General features: G+C 41.6%; 11 protein-coding genes. 8 read left to right on the top strand and 3 right to left on the bottom strand.

The annotated features are described in order from the left end of the window. Positions 1–10 precede the first annotated feature (10 nt). Together C4H11_RS12320 and C4H11_RS12315 are read left to right on the top strand one after the other, a co-directional pair. Positions 11–1,207 carry a glycoside hydrolase family 88 protein gene (locus C4H11_RS12320; protein WP_106042437.1) on the top strand — a complete coding sequence of 399 codons (1,197 nt, stop codon included), beginning with the start codon at positions 11–13 and terminating at the stop codon, positions 1,205–1,207. A gap of 89 nt (positions 1,208–1,296) precedes the next feature. Beyond that, entirely contained in the window at positions 1,297–3,084 is a 1,788-nt protein-coding gene (locus tag C4H11_RS12315; protein ID WP_106042435.1) for a glycoside hydrolase family 2 protein, read from the top strand. Positions 3,085–3,174: 90 nt separating this feature from the next. Here the strand turns inward: C4H11_RS12315 and C4H11_RS12310 are convergent, their stop codons facing one another. Both C4H11_RS12310 and C4H11_RS12305 read right to left on the bottom strand, forming a co-directional pair. Further along, entirely contained in the window at positions 3,175–7,116 is a 3,942-nt protein-coding gene (locus tag C4H11_RS12310; protein ID WP_106043412.1) for a helix-turn-helix domain-containing protein, read from the bottom strand. Between the two features lie 603 nt (positions 7,117–7,719). Next, positions 7,720–8,406, bottom strand: coding sequence for a DUF5715 family protein (locus tag C4H11_RS12305; RefSeq protein WP_106042433.1), 687 nt, complete (start codon positions 8,404–8,406; stop codon positions 7,720–7,722). 150 nt (positions 8,407–8,556) lie between these two features. Between C4H11_RS12305 and truA the strand changes: the two genes are divergently transcribed. The 3 genes from truA to C4H11_RS12290 all read left to right on the top strand — a co-directional run bounded on the left by truA (position 8,557) and on the right by C4H11_RS12290 (position 11,044). After that, positions 8,557–9,312 carry a tRNA pseudouridine(38-40) synthase TruA gene (gene truA / locus C4H11_RS12300; protein ID WP_106043410.1) on the top strand — a complete coding sequence of 252 codons (756 nt, stop codon included), beginning with the start codon at positions 8,557–8,559 and terminating at the stop codon, positions 9,310–9,312. A 76-nt stretch (positions 9,313–9,388) separates the two neighbouring features. Beyond that, positions 9,389–10,288, top strand: coding sequence for a DMT family transporter (locus C4H11_RS12295; protein WP_106042431.1), 900 nt, complete (start codon positions 9,389–9,391; stop codon positions 10,286–10,288). A gap of 201 nt (positions 10,289–10,489) precedes the next feature. Continuing rightward, on the top strand, positions 10,490–11,044 hold the full coding sequence (locus C4H11_RS12290; RefSeq protein WP_234819828.1) for a DUF3256 family protein: 555 nt from the start codon (positions 10,490–10,492) through the stop codon (positions 11,042–11,044). Here C4H11_RS12290 and C4H11_RS12285 read toward each other — a convergent pair. Further along, entirely contained in the window at positions 11,031–11,921 is an 891-nt protein-coding gene (locus C4H11_RS12285; RefSeq protein ID WP_106042429.1) for a YitT family protein, read from the bottom strand. The genes C4H11_RS12290 and C4H11_RS12285 overlap by 14 nt on opposite strands. Positions 11,922–12,323: 402 nt before the next feature. Here C4H11_RS12285 and C4H11_RS12280 point away from each other — a divergent pair, with 402 nt between their 5' ends. From C4H11_RS12280 to recA, 3 genes are read left to right on the top strand one after another with little or no spacing between them, the layout of a single operon-like run. After that, a complete protein-coding gene (locus C4H11_RS12280; RefSeq protein ID WP_106042427.1) occupies positions 12,324–13,517 on the top strand; it encodes a saccharopine dehydrogenase family protein in 1,194 nt (397 codons plus the stop codon). 12 nt (positions 13,518–13,529) lie between these two features. Next, entirely contained in the window at positions 13,530–13,976 is a 447-nt protein-coding gene (gene bcp / locus C4H11_RS12275; RefSeq protein WP_106042425.1) for a thioredoxin-dependent thiol peroxidase, read from the top strand. A gap of 17 nt (positions 13,977–13,993) precedes the next feature. Next, a complete protein-coding gene (recA, locus tag C4H11_RS12270; RefSeq protein ID WP_106042423.1) occupies positions 13,994–15,034 on the top strand; it encodes a recombinase RecA in 1,041 nt (346 codons plus the stop codon). The last annotated feature ends 85 nt before the right edge of the window (positions 15,035–15,119 follow it).

Genomic DNA, 15,119 nt, shown 5'->3' with positions numbered 1-15,119 from the left:
ATAAAACAGAATGAAAAAGACATTGATTTTGGCAGAATTAGCAATGGTACTCCTCTTACCATCATGCAGTAATAATAATAATGATATGATGAGTGCTATAATAGAAAAAGGATTAGAACGTAGCATTGAGCAGTCCGAATTTATGGCTGCAAGTCTAATGGACCAACCTGACAGGCTTCCAAAGACCACAGAGAAAGATGGGACTCTTGTTACATCGGATACACATTGGTGGTGTAGTGGTTTCTTTCCAGGGACTTTATGGATGCTTTATGAAGCTACTGGGAATAAAACGCTGAAGAAATATGCAGAAAACTATACGATGCGTATTGAGAAAGAACAATATGCTTTAGATACGCATGATTTAGGTTTTATGATGAACTGTAGTTTTGGAAATGGTTACAGAATAACAGGGAATAAAAACTATAAAAAAGTCTTGTTACAAAGTGCCCGGTCGTTAGCTACACGCTATAACGAAAATTTAGGAGTTATTCGTTCGTGGGATAATAAGCCTAAATGGATGTATCCTGTGATTATTGACAATCTGATGAATTTGGAGCTATTGGAAAATGCATATAAATTGTCGCAGGACTCATTGTTTGATAAAATTGCAAATAGCCATGCCACAGTAACTATGGCAAATCATTTTCGTCCGGATTATAGCTCATGTCATGTCGTAGATTATGATACCATAGATAACAAAACGCTCAAAATGGATACTCATCAGGGATATTCAAGTACTTCAGCATGGGCACGTGGACAAGCATGGGGATTGTATGGCTATACAATGATGTATAGAGAAACCCAGAATGGAAAATATCTCCAGCAAGCCATTAACATTGCAAAGTTTATCCTGCATCACCCAAATCTTCCGGAAGATAAGATTCCTTATTGGGATTTTGATGCGCCGAATATTCCGGACGAGCCGAGGGATGCTTCTGCTGGATCTATCATAGCATCTGCTCTGTTAGAGTTGAGCCAATGTGTCAATGATGATAAACTTTCTAAGGAATTTCAATCTGTAGCCGGTCAACAGTTAAGAACACTCTCGTCAGATGAGTATCTGGCAGCCCCTCGAACGAATGGTGGGTTTATTCTTAAACATTCAGTGGGGAATAAACCTCGAAACAGTGAAGTTGATGTTCCACTTACATATGCTGATTATTATTATGTGGAAGCATTACTCAGATATAAGAAACTGTTGCAATAGATATTTCGGTCAATTGTACAAAGATGTGGGTTAGGACAATTGGGACAATCTAACCTGTATTTATCCATAAACAATACTTGACAACTACCATGAAAAAGAGGCTGACTTATTTATTTTTACTGTTATGGATTTGCTGCAATCAGGTACAGATTATACGTGCCCAACTTGCTATGACAAACGTATATGGTCGGAAATATTCCCTATTGAACGGGAAGTGGGATGTGATCATAGACCCTTATCTGCATGGGCATAAAGATTCCATCTATAAAGATAAACCTCTAAAAAGTAAATTCGATTTCAAAGAATACGCTTTTGAGGGAGGACTGCGCCTTAATGTGCCGGGTGACTGGAATTCTCAATGTCCGGAATTAAAATACTATGAAGGAACTGTGTGGTATGCAAAGTATTTCAGCGTACAAAGGAGTTCTGACGAAAATATATTTCTATATTTCGGAGCAGTAAATTACCGAAGTACTGTATATCTGAATGGCACAAAAATAGGTGCACATGAAGGAGGATTCACTCCTTTTCAGATAAATATAACAGACCATATTGTTTCTGGGAATAATTTTCTTGTATTGGAGGTTGATAACAGTAGAAATAAAGATGCAATACCGGCTTTGCTCTATGACTGGTGGAACTATGGTGGCATTACTCGAGATGTTATGATTGTGAAAACTCCTCAAGTTTATATTGACCATTATTTTATACAATTAGACAAATATAAACCGGATTTGATTCATGTCAAAGTACAGCTTTCTGAAAAGCGTGTAAATGAAAATATCCGAATTGCTATTCCCGCTTTGAATGTATTCTGGCAGTTGAGTACAGATAGTACAGGTATGGCTCAAACCTCCATGAAAGTTAAACGGTTGCAGCGCTGGTCACCGCAAACACCTCATTTGTATTTGGTCCAGTTGGCTACCCGTAACGATACTATTGAGGAGGAGATTGGATTTAGGAATCTTTATGTCAAAGGGAAACATATTTACCTGAACGGTAATCCTGTCTTTATGAAAGGTATCAACTTTCATGAAGAAATAGCCCAAAGGCAAGGCAGGGCTTTCTCTCAACAAGATGCGGTAGCTCTGCTGTCCGAAGCGAAGACATTGGGAGCTAATCTGATACGGCTGGCACATTATCCTCAAAATGAGTATATCGTAAGACTGGCCGAAAAAATGGGTTTCATGCTTTGGGAAGAAATACCACTTTGGCAAAATATAGATTTCAATAGTAAAGCAACTTTGCGGAAGGCATTGGCCATGCATTCTGAAATGGTAATGAGAGATAGGAACAGATGTGCTTTAACTTTTTGGGGGATTGCTAATGAAACAAGCCCATCCAAACCGCGCGACAGTTTTCTGAGAGAAATTATAAATAATTGTCAAAAGATGGATACCACCAGGCTTCTTACTGCTGCTTTTGATAAGGTGAAGTGGAATAATGATACCAGCACATTTGAGTTGGAGGATACACTTACGGAATATTTGGATGTTATATCTATCAATAAATACATGGGATGGTATCATCCTTGGCCACTAAAACCGTCTGAAATTAGCTGGAATATCTGTCCCGATAAACCGCTTTTTATTTCCGAATTTGGTGGAGAGGCATTATATGGCCGGCATGGAGATGCTACGGTAGCGAGTTCATGGAGTGAAGAATATCAGGAACAGCTTTATAAGGATAATTTAGAAATGTTTGTTTCTATTCCTAACTTGGCAGGTATAGCCCCTTGGATTTTATTTGATTTTCGTTCTCCTTATCGTTTTCATCCGCTCAATCAAAATGGTTGGAACCGGAAAGGGTTAATCTCAGATCAAGGATATCGTAAAAAAGCCTGGTATATAATAAATGATTTTTTTAGAAAACATTAATCCCTAGATGTTTCATAATGAATATCCATATGCTTACCTTGCTGAGGCAATTAGTGTATCTGTAAACTTTGCCCAAAAGCAATTCTATTCCTATATCTTTTTTTGCAGAGAATATTGTTTCGGAGTTAAACCAAACTCTTTCTTAAAGCTCTGTCCGAAATAGCGTTGATCTGAATATCCAACCATGTAACATATTTCTGAGACGGGATAAGAAGTCTGTTTCAACAACTCTGCCGCTCGTCGCATGCGTCTTTTCCTGATCAAATCACTTGGCGACAAATTTGTAATTTCTATAGCTCTTCTATATAAGGTAGAACGACTTATATTTAGCAAACCGGCCAATTTATCAATGTTAAACTCAACATCTGCCATGTTGTCTTCTATAACGTTGATGATATTGGCAACGAATTTGTCATCATCTGATGTAATAAGTACTTCTTTAGGGTCTATAATCAGCTCTTTTCGAATGTTCTCTTTGATTGCCGTACGTACATCAAGTAACTGTTTTATTCTTACATCCAGACTGGCTACATTGAAGGGTTTTACAATAAACATATCAGCCCCCGCTTCATATGCTTTCTGTTCTGTTATTTCAGAAAGGATCGATGAAATGAAAATGACGGGTATTGCTGATAGTATCTGGTATTCTTTCATTTTGCGGCATAACTCAAATTTATAGTCGTCCTCTTTCACAACATCAAAAATAACTAAAGAGGGGACTCTGTCGAGCATGTGCTTTATGTCGGTGGAAGCTGTCTTTAGCGATACGTTAAATTTATCTTGGAAAACAGACTTTATGAAAAGGTCTATATCTTTGTCTCCCTCGTACAGGTAAATCATTGGCAGATTTTTATCCGAATCAAGACTCAATTCATCTACAGTCCTGTCTTTTTGAATAGTTACAGGTAATAGCAGCGATACAGATTGCGCTCTATCCAATGTTTTCATTTCTCTTGCACTATAATGTGAGCCTCCTAATAGTAAGCCGAAAGTATATTCTCTCATCTGGCTGCCTTCAATATTGCGTATGGATAATTCACTATGATGCACTTTCAGATAATCATATGCAATTAGAAAACGAGTGTTTAACTCTTTTATATTAGATTCGCCTTCTCCATTTCGCGATGCAATGATACTTACGTTCAGTTTGTAATCATGTGAGTCAAGCATATATTTCACTTCAATTCTACCGTCATCTGTTATATAAGAGATAGCATCTTCCATGATATTATAGAGAGCTACTTCTATCTTGGTTATGTCTATGATAGTTGTAACAGAAGTCACGTTCCCTTCTATTGAGTGAGTTATATGTTTAGTGGCAAATTCATCTATAAATAAATCATAAATTCCTTGGATAACAGGAATAGCATCCACTTCTGATAGCTGTACGTCATATTCTCCCAAAGATACTTTTTTGAACTCCATCAACTTCGATACTTGTTCCGATAATTTGAATACATTGCCTGACATTATATGTAGCATGTGCTTAATATCTGAAAATGTCAACTGGTCATAGTTTTTCAGTAAATATTGTAAAGGTGCATAAATCAGGGTTAATGGTACTTTAAAGCCATATGACAAACGGGTGTAATAATCCAATTTCCACTTAGATAAAGCATCCTTATGCTTCAATCTTGAACCTAAATTAAAGTTTCGGACAACTAATAGTAAGATGCCTACAACTACGGTAACATATATGGAGTAGGCCCACCAGGTTCTCCATGGAGCCTTTCCCACAACGATTTCAACAGTCCGTATATTGTCCATCCAAATTCCTGAAGCATTAGTTGATTTTACTTTAAAAATGTATGTGCCGGGAGTTAAATTAGAATAAGAAGCACTATTTCTTGATGCATCTGTAATAATCCAATCTTTATCGAAGCCCTCTAACATATAGGCATACTCTATCTTTGTCGGATCTTTATAATAGAGAGAACTGAAAGACATGGAAAATTGAGTGTCTTTATACGATAATGCCAACTTACCGGAATTATTAATCTCGTGTAAGGGGTTTTGCTTTTCATCGGAAAAGTTATCTTTATTCAGAATCTTTATACTGGATATATAGACATTATGCGGATAGGTGTCTGGTGTCAATTGAGTAGGATTAAAAAAGTTGAGTCCATTTACTCCTCCTATAAATATTTCTCCATTGCGGTTGACGCATGTTCCTAAAATATACCAAGTCTTTATGATATTTTGATTTACATTCAATTCATAATAGACAATCAAATCTTCTATATTGATCTTATAAATACCATGTAAACTAACCGCCCATATGTTTTCCATGTTATCTTGTATAATGGCTCCAATATAGGAACTCTTTCTTGAATATGGGAATTCTAATCTTGTAAACTTATCTTGCTCGATGTTGTATCTATATAATCCGTTTGCTGTTCCGGCCCATATTCTTTTTTGATGGTCTATGTATATAGCCGTTAGCCACGAACCACCAAACATATTTCTATGATATAGCTTTGTACTTACAACTTTCAAATCATCATCTACTTGCAGGCGATATAATCCATCATTGTCTGATGAAAGCCAAATGTTTCCATTGCTATCCCTGCAAATGGCTCTGTGCTTGCCTTTCACCTTCTCAGGATAGCCTAATCTGGTGAATTTGCCGGTTGAAGCATTAATGCAGCCAACTCCGCCTTCGGAGAATGCAAGCCAGATATTATTGTAATAGTCCTTGAATATGGAACGTACATATCGCATTCCATATTGTTCTAAAGCAGCATTCAGTGATTGGTCGTCGTAAAAAAGGCATCTTTCCGAATCAAAAAATTTGATGGCGTTTTTCGTGCTAATCAGAAATTTTTGCTCTTTTATTTTGGTGATGCACTGGATTTTATTACCTGCAATTATATCATTTGTATTTCTTCGGTCAACATATTGCGTAATAGTGTAGTCATTCTTATTGTTCCATTTAATTTTATTAATTCCATTGGATGTGGCTAACCATAAGTAATTGGCATCACAGTATATGGAAGAAATAATATTGCTGGAGGGAACATCCTTTCTGTCTTTGCTATACTTGATGACATGAAAATTAGAGGATTCATCATTGTATAAGTATACCCCCTCTAATGTACATATCCAGATTCTGGATTTCTTGTCTTTATAGATTTTATTGATAGTGTTTTTCAGCTCGTTATCTCCTGATTTATCTATTAATAATTTATTTTTTAAGGTTACCTTTCCGCTATGGTCATATTCGTATATGGAAATACCATATCCTCTGGTTCCTACCCACACTTGGTTCGCGTATTCAAAGAAGGAGATAACTTCGTGATTATAGGCGATATGATTAAATCCTGATACTCCCACAGAATCCAAAGCATCTATGTTGCTATATAATATTTCTTCACCACGGCATATCCATAGTTTCTTACGGCTGTCAATAAATAATTGAACAATTTTATCTCCACTATATAAAGTGTCGATTTTCGTTTTGCCGTCATTACCAATATGAATGATTACCAGTCCGGATTCTGTGCCTAATAAGATTTTTTGATTTCCATAAGTCACCATAGAAGTAATATGATTATTCAGTGATTCTTTATATATGGTTATTTTGCGGATGAATTTCCAGTTATAATTGAAGAGGAAGATTTCTCTGTCTGTAGCAACGATTTGATAATCGCCGTTATACTGATAAGCTATGATATTCTGGGACTCCAATAACGGCGAACAAAGTTCACATTGGTTATTTATATAGTCGTAGGCATAAAGTCCTTCATTAGTTCCTATATACAATGTCGTCTTTCTGTGGCTTAAGAAATTAACATAATGATCGCTTATCATTGAATGGGTTAATGGCTGAAGAGAATAACCATCAAAAAGAAAGACACCGTTATCCAATCCTAACCACATAAACCCTAATGTGTCTTGTTCAATAGAAGTAATTGTATTATAGAAAAGATTTCCTTTAAAATCAAAAGATTTGATGTTTTGTGCCATTCCATAAAATGAACAAGACAGCAAAATACACAATAGCACGAGGATATTTTTATTGACATTTTTCATAGTGTGTTCAGCTAAAATTTTACATACTAAGACGGGCTTCCTTATCACACCTGTATTTCTTTTGTTTTCTATTAAGATGTTATTTCTTATAAGAAACAAATCTACTAATTTATATTGTTAACCTGCTATTTAGAGTCTTAAAAAGCAAAAAACATTTGGAGTTTAAAATAAATTCAGGCTGTGGTATCTATTATAAAGAGGACAGGCTTATTTGAGAAAAACAAAACTTTTGTAGATGAGGTGACTGCCGGAAGCATGGAGCTTGTAAAGGGTTAGCGGGCATCAATAAGAGTTCTATTTTATTCTTCCTGAATCTTTCCTGTCCATCTCTATTAAATAATCTATTTTTTTATAGTAATGATATGAATGACATCCGGGTGTTGAAATGTATGACACCCACATGTTGACGCTACCGACATCCCCATGTGGTAATGCTCAACATCCCCATGTCGATGATACCTTTCTTGCATAAAACGAGGATAGTCTTATTTTAGGTAGGACAAAGCTTTTGTAAGCGAGGTAATGGCGTGTATAGAATTTGCAAAGGAGAAGTATAGGGCAGGCTGAAAACGTGGAATCATGTGGCTTGCTAAGTAGCCATGCTTATTTTCGGGCCGTGATGTGAAAACACCCTTGCTTTAACTCATATTTGACATAACACTTCTCCGCCTTTTTCAGGTCCCTTAGCACTTCGGACAGTACCAGCTTCAATGTGTCCGAGCTGACGTCTTGCAAGGGACGTCCGTCTTTATCTTCCACTTTTTGGAAACGCTTCCAACTGACATCGAACGTGGTGCCATAGAAGTGGGCGGAGTTTTCGGAGGCATTGACATTGCGGCGGCGCAAGCGTTTGACGTCCTCTTTGGTGCGAAGCACGGATGTCACTACCACCTTATTGGGGTTTAACCCTTTGGCGGCCAGAGAGTCGAGGAAGTTGCTGCCGATAGTGTCCAGCAGGCTTGCCGCTGCCGGGACGAGATAAGGAAGGGAGTGCGTCAGCGAATCCACGGCATACAGGTCATTCGTCGTGATGAGCCGCAGCTTCTCTTTCATCTTTTCTGCTTCTCCGCGCGAAGAGACCGGCGGTATGCCGAGTGCTTGGGCCACATTGAGATGCTTCTCGTTCAAATCGCCGAAAGAACGTTTGTAGCTGATGACGCCCCGGATGTTGCGAGGCTGGTTCAGCTTGAGCGACATGTCTTTCTTTTTGCAGCCGGCAAGGGTGCATGTGGCAGCCAGTGCGGCAAGTAGCAAAACCGGTATAAAATGTTTTTTATGCAGTGTCTTCATTTTCTGTTTTTTTTTGATGCAAACCAATGAGGTTGCGATGAAAATCCGGACAAAGATAAGGCAAACAGTTGAAACTGCGGAGACAGTTTGTGGCTTTTTTCGTCTCTTTTCGTACCTTTGCAGCCGATGATTCAGAAAAAAGCAGAGAACGTGCGACGATATTTCATATATCTGGCTTATGATGGAACGGCCTATCACGGTTGGCAAATTCAGCCTAACGGAGTTAGTGTGCAGGCGTGCCTGACGAAAGCGCTTTCCACCTTGTTGCGCCGTGAAGTGGAGGTGGTGGGTGCGGGACGCACTGATGCCGGGGTACATGCTTCTCTTATGGTGGCTCACTTTGACAGCGATACGCTTTTGGACACCCTTGTAATAGCTGACAAACTGAATCGGCTTCTTCCTCCCGATATCTCTGTCTGCCGTCTGCGTGCCGTAAAGCCGGATGCACATGCCCGTTTTGACGCGACGGCACGCACATACCGCTATTATGTCACTACGGCCAAGACACCTTTCAATCGCCAATATCGTTGCCGCCTGTTTCAAACTCCCGATTTTGAACGGATGAATGAAGCGGCCCGGACTTTGTTTGACTATACCGATTTTACCAGCTTCAGTAAGCTGCATACCGATGTAAAGACCAACAACTGCCGTATCATGCATGCCGGGTGGACGCGGCAAGATGAAGTGACGTGGATGTTTACCATTAAAGCCGATCGTTTCTTGCGTAACATGGTGCGTGCCATTGTGGGGACGCTGCTTGAAGTGGGGCGGGGCAAACTCTCCGTCGAGGGTTTCAGGCAAGTCATCGAGCAGCGCGACCGTTGCCGGGCCGGCGCTTCTGCTCCCGGCAATGCGCTGTTTCTGGTGGATGTAGCCTATCCGGAGGAAATTTTTCTTAGTGATTAGTGGTTAGTGGGTATGGACTTCTACGGCTTTGTATGGTCGAATTGAAATTGTAAATCATTAAATTGTAAACAAACCGATGTGGTTATTGCTTGCCTTTCTCTCGGCGGCTTTGCTGGGATTTTATGATGCCTTCAAGAAGCAGTCGCTTCGCGACAATGCCGTGTTGCCGGTACTGTTTCTGAATACGCTTTTCTCAAGTTTTGTCTTTCTTCCTTTCATCTTGATTTCGGCCTTTGCTCCTTCTGCCTTGCGAGGCAGCATGTTCGATGTTCCCGTGGCGGGATGGGAGGCGCATAAGTTCATTGTGATAAAATCGTTCATTGTGCTTTCGTCGTGGGTGTTCGGCTATTTCGGAATGAAGCATCTGCCGCTGACCATCGTGGGGCCTATAAATGCCACCCGCCCGGTGATGGTGCTTGTGGGAGCCATGCTGGTGTTTGGCGAGCGGCTGAATCTTTATCAATGGATCGGGGTGATGCTTGCGGTGCTTTCCTTCTTCATGCTGAGCCGTTCGGGCAAGAAAGAAGGCATCGACTTCAGGCACAACAAGTGGATTCTCTTTATCGTGCTTGCCGCTGTGACGGGTGCCGTCAGCGGATTGTACGACAAATACCTGATGAAGCACCTCAACCCGATGTTGGTTCAGTCTTGGTACAATGTCTATCAGGTCTTTATCATGTGTCCCGTCATCCTGCTGTTGTGGTATCCCCGGCGCAAAGAGAGCACTCCGTTCCGTTGGGAGTGGACAATCATTGGCATCTCTCTTTTTCTTTGTGCGGCCGATTTTGTTTATTTCTATGCCTTGAGTTACGATGACTCCATGATTTCCATTGTTTCCATGGTTCGCCGCGGAAGTGTAGTCGTCTCTTTCCTTTTCGGCGCGCTTTTCTTCCGTGAAAAGAATTTAAAAAGCAAGGCTGTAGACCTTGTTTTGGTGTTGATTGGAATGTTCTTCCTATATTTGGGCAGTAAATGAGTAAAGACTGATGGCTGAAGTGTATATGGGCACTTCTGTGAAAAGCTGTTTGGAGCGGGTAGAGTAGCTTGCAATCGGATGGCGCAATGAAATATTTAAGAAGAAAATATGATGAAGAAACGATTAAGCATTTTGATATGTCTGCTTTTCCTTGGAACCGCTTGTTTGCTGGCTCAGGAAGCTAAAATGTTTTTTAAAAACATGCCTGATTCATTATGCCCGTCGCTTTCTGCTGTGAATCGTGCTGATTTTATAGACTTTCTGGAGAGCAAGATGAAAGCTGAGGTAACCAATCGCTTCGGAGGTAAATCGGAAATGACTGCACTTTCTCCTGATTATATAAAAGTAAGGATGTCCTCGCAAAGTTTTTGGGAAATGAAACTTTTGCCGATGAACGATAGTACAAAGGTTATTTGTGTGGTCTCTACGGCCTGCGCTCCGGCTTGCGACAGTCGTGTAAAGTTCTATGCTGCCGATTGGCAAGAACTGCCGTCTTCATCTTTCCTGTCCCAATGGCCCGCTATGAACGATTTTCTGACTATGAATCCTGATACGTCCGATGTATACCGGCAGGCAGCCTTACGTCAAGCTGATATGCTGTTGGTGAAAGCCGAACTTGCCGCTGAGGAACCTGCACTGACGTTTACGCTTGCCACAACAGATTATATGGATAAAGAAGCGGCAGAAAAACTGACCGCATTTATTCGCCGCTCCATTGTTTATCGCTGGGAAAAAGGACATTTCATTTTACCTTGATCGTGTCGAACCCTTTTCCATATACCCCGATGACTGCACTCTGTGAGACGAATGCATTGGGATCTATGTCTTTTATCAACCGGAAAATAACGGGGGATTCCCGTTTCTTGGCAAGAATGAAGAGCATTTTCACTTCGCGTCCGGTATAGAAGCCTGAAGCATTGATGACTGTTGCTCCCCGGTGTGGATGTATGCTGATGTTTTTGGCTATCTCTTCATATTTGTCGCTGATGATGAAGAACTGCACCGATTGGCGGGCGCTGTTCACCACCTGATCCACTACAAAGCTGCATATGTACAAGGTTACATATCCATATACGACCTTTTCCCAGTCACGCAACACAAAGTAACTGGAAGAGATGATGATGAGGTCGCATATCAATATAACCTTTCCCAAAGTTATGTCCCGATATTTGTTAATGATGGCGGCGATGATATCCGTGCCGCCTGTGCTGCCATTGTAGGAGAAAGCGATGCCCACGCCTCCTCCGCAGAAGGATGCTCCAATGACACATGCCATGAAAGGTTGGTTGTGGAGGAGGTTGGTGCCTTCTGCCAGTTTCTGAATGATGGTGAGGAAGAAAGTCAGTGTGAAGACGGCGAATATGGTTTTGATGCTGAACTTCCATCCCATGATGTAGATGGCGAGTAGAAGTAAGATGAAGTTGATGCTGAAATAGCTGTACTGTACAGGTAATCCGGTTGCAAAATAGATGATGGATGCAATGCCGGGTACGCCACCTGTGGTAATGTCATTGGGAAGCAAGAATACTGTCCATCCTATGTCGTACATAATCATGCCCAAGGTAATCATCAGATAATCCTTCAGCTCACGCATGGTGTTCTGTCGGGGGGAGATGCTTGCAATTCTTTTCATGTTCTAATGGTGGCTATCTAACTTGTTTGTCTATTTTGATTGGCCCGTTCTCTAAAAGTCTTGCAAAAATATTCATTTATGTCGGAAAACAAAATAAAATTTGATAAAACAACACGGCTCTTTCATTTAAAAACTCTTTATAATAGGGTTAGAGGCCTATTTTTTGTGCAAAAACAGGTACATTTGCCCACAGCGATGCGGAAGCACCGCTTCGGTGTTTCTTTTTATCGTGTATATTAATTTTTTGATGGCGGAATGTAAATGACAGAGGTCAAAATTGCGGGTAAGTTCCAATATCAGGTAAAATTAAAACCGCTTCATAATGATTTTATGAGAATTAACCCTTATATTTGCTCTCTATTATTTTCACAAACAAGATCATAGTATAATAAGTAGTAAAGAATGGGTAAAGTTCTTATTATCGGTGCGGGCGGTGTAGGTACCGTTGTTGCACACAAAGTGGCTCAAAATCCTGATGTTTTTACAGAAGTCATGATAGCCAGCCGAACCAAGTCCAAATGTGACACCGTTGTCAAAGCCATCGGAACCCCTGCCATCCAGACCGCTCAAGTAGATGCAGACTGTGTGGATGAACTTGTAGCGCTTTTCAATCGTTTCAAACCCGAAATTGTCATAAACGTGGCTCTCCCCTACCAGGATCTTACCATCATGGAAGCATGCCTGAAGAGTGGCGTCAACTATCTGGACACGGCCAATTACGAGCCGAAAGATGTGGCCCACTTTGAATATAGCTGGCAATGGGCCTATAAGAAACGTTTCGAAGAAGCCGGGCTTACCGCTATTCTCGGTTGTGGTTTCGACCCGGGCGTGAGCGGCATTTATACGGCTTACGCAGCCAAGCATCACTTCGACCGGATCGAGTATCTGGATATCGTGGATTGCAATGCAGGCAACCATCACAAAGCATTTGCCACCAACTTCAATCCGGAAATCAACATCCGCGAAATCACTCAAAACGGACGTTATTATGAAAACGGCCAATGGGTGACTACCCGTCCGCTTGAAATTCATAAAGACCTCACTTATCCCAATATAGGTCCGCGCGACTCTTATCTGCTTTATCACGAAGAGCTGGAGTCGCTGGTCAAGAATTTCTCCACCATCAAGCGTGCGCGCTTCTGGATGACATTCGGCCAGGAGTATCTGACGCACCTGCGTGTAATTCAGAACATCGGCATGGCACGTATCGACGAGGTGGAATACAACGGCACCAAGATTGTTCCGTTGCAGTTCCTCAAAGCCGTACTTCCCAATCCGCAGGACTTGGGCGAGAACTATGAAGGCGAGACCTCCATCGGTTGCCGCATCCGCGGACTGAAAGACGGTAAGGAGCACACCTATTATGTATACAACAACTGCAGCCATCAGGAAGCCTATAAAGAGACCGGCATGCAGGGTGTAAGCTATACCACCGGCGTACCTGCCATGATTGGCGCAATGATGTTCCTCAAAGGCCTTTGGAAAAGACCGGGAGTATGGAACGTGGAAGAGTTCGACCCGGATCCTTTCATGGAACAACTCAACAAGCAGGGATTGCCCTGGCATGAGATTTTCGACGGAGATTTGGAAGTTTAATAACGAAAGGCCATGAACGTAGGAGACAAAGCCCCCGACATACTGGGTATCAATGAGAAAGGCGAAGAAATACGCCTGAGCAATTACAAAGGAAAAAAAATTGTACTTTATTTCTATCCCAAAGACATGACGTCAGGGTGTACCGCACAGGCCTGCAACCTGCGTGACAATTATACAGACTTACATAAAGCCGGTTACGAGGTCATCGGCGTCAGTGTAGATAGTCAAATATCGCATCAAAAATTTATCGAAAAGAACAATCTCCCCTTTAGTCTGATCGCAGACACTGACAAGAAATTGGTGGAGCAATTCGGCGTATGGGGAGAGAAGAGCATGTACGGTCGCAAATACATGGGAACTTTCCGCACTACCTTTATCATTAACGAAGAAGGCGTTGTAGAACGTATCATCACCACCAAAGAGGTGAAGACCAAGGATCATTCCGCCCAAATTCTTTAAAACATAGTAATATATTTATGGCAAAAAAAGACGAATTGTTTTTTGAAACAGAAAATGGCGCTGAAACACCTGCCGGTAAGTTGAAAGCTTTGCAGGCAGCCATAGACAAAATAGAAAAGAGCTTTGGCAAAGGCTCCATCATGAAGATGGGCAGTGAAAATATTGAGCCAATAGAAGTAATTCCTACCGGCTCCATCGGACTGAACGTGGCACTTGGCGTAGGCGGTTATCCACGCGGACGCATCATCGAGATATACGGTCCGGAGTCATCAGGTAAAACCACTTTGGCCATTCATGCCATCGCTGAAGCGCAGAAAATGGGAGGCATAGCCGCTTTCATTGACGCCGAACATGCATTCGACCGCTTCTATGCCGCCAAATTAGGCGTGGACGTAGATAATCTGCTCATTTCACAGCCCGACAATGGCGAGCAGGCTCTGGACATTGCCGACCAGCTCATCCACTCCTCTGCCATTGACATCATTGTGATAGACTCTGTTGCTGCACTAACCCCTAAAGCTGAAATAGAAGGCGATATGGGTGAAAACAAGGTAGGCCTCCAAGCACGTCTCATGTCGCAGGCCCTACGTAAACTTACGTCGGCTGTCAGCAAAACGCGTACAACTTGCATCTTCATCAACCAGCTACGTGAAAAGATAGGTGTAATGTTCGGTAACCCCGAAACTACGACCGGTGGTAACGCCTTGAAGTTCTACGCTTCCGTGCGTCTCGATATCCGCCCGGGGCAGGCCATCAAGAATGGTGAGGAGATTCTGGGCAAGCAAACCAAGGTCAAGGTGGTGAAGAATAAAGTTGCCCCCCCCTTCCGTCGCGCAGAGTTCGACATCATGTTCGGTGAAGGAATTTCACGTGCCGGCGAAATTATAGACTTGGGTGTAGAGATGGAGATTATCAAGAAAAGCGGTTCCTGGTTCAGCTACAATAATACCAAAATTGCTCAAGGTCGTGATGCTGCGAAACAAGTCATTCTCGACAATCCCGAATTAGCCGAAGAGTTAGAAGGACTTATCTTTGCAGAACTCAAAAAGGAAAAATAAATCGGGGAGGAAGTAAATGCTAATCATAAAAAGCATTTGCTTCCTACTTTTTGCATTTATTGTCCGTCCTCCCGAACCACCGTAA

It is taken from the genome of Bacteroides zoogleoformans, from assembly GCF_002998435.1.
GTDB lineage: Bacteria > Bacteroidota > Bacteroidia > Bacteroidales > Bacteroidaceae > Bacteroides > Bacteroides zoogleoformans.
The sequence above is the reverse complement of the archived record's forward strand: the minus strand, read 5'-3'. Positions and strand labels throughout refer to the sequence as shown.